The sequence below is a fragment of the Psychrobacter sp. T6-1 genome, from assembly GCF_052258445.1.
The window spans coordinates 1-785 of the sequence record NZ_JBQQFC010000652.1; the positions used below are offsets into that span (position 1 = coordinate 1).

The 785-nt window shown below is 50.2% G+C and carries 1 protein-coding gene; it reads right to left on the bottom strand.

Annotation, left to right across the window (positions count from 1 at the left end; translation table 11 throughout):
• Positions 1-785 (bottom strand): FAD-binding protein (locus ACTXGO_RS15175; protein ID WP_443575103.1); only part of this gene is annotated, 785 nt, incomplete at both ends.

Sequence of the window (785 nt, forward strand, 5' to 3'; positions counted from 1 at the left end):
GTCTTTAGCTCATTGGTTATCATATTAATATCAGTATCTTTAGCGCTAGTATTTCTATGAACAACCATGCTATCAATGTGAGTATTTTTACCCTCAGGCAAAGTAATGACTTGCGTGTCGGTCAAGACAGGCGGCGTCCAGAGCGTATGCTCAAAACTGCTAGAAGATGCGGATATTTGGTTTAGATAACGCGGTAAGTCAGTGGCGATATTACGACCGACGACCACGCATTCTAATAGTGAGTTGCTAGCCAGACGATTAGCGCCATGCAAGCCTGTATAAGCGACTTCGCCTGCGGCGTAAAGTCCAGGTACATCCGTCACACCGTGCGCATCAGTGACCACGCCGCCGCAGCTATAGTGAGCAGTCGGCGCGACTGGAATGGGGTCAGTGGTCATATCGATACCGAGATCCAGCAGGGTTTGATAGATCTGCGGAAAATGACCTGTGATAAAGTCATCTGGTAAATGACTGATATCAAGGTGCACGTAGCCCAAGCCATTATCGCTAATTTGTTCCGCTATCGCTCGCGCTACGATATCGCGTGGCGCAAGCTCAGCGCGCGCGTCAATCTCTAACATAAAGCGTGTGCCCGTCTGCGGACAATACAGATGAGCGCCTTCACCGCGCAGCGCCTCTGAGATTAAAAAGCTACTATCGCTCAGTGCAAGACCTGTCGGATGAAACTGGATGAATTCCAAATTGGCTAAGCGGCATCCTGCTTGCCATGCCATCATCACTCCATCACCAACGCAGACATTGGGCGCGCTGGCGCGTTTGAACAG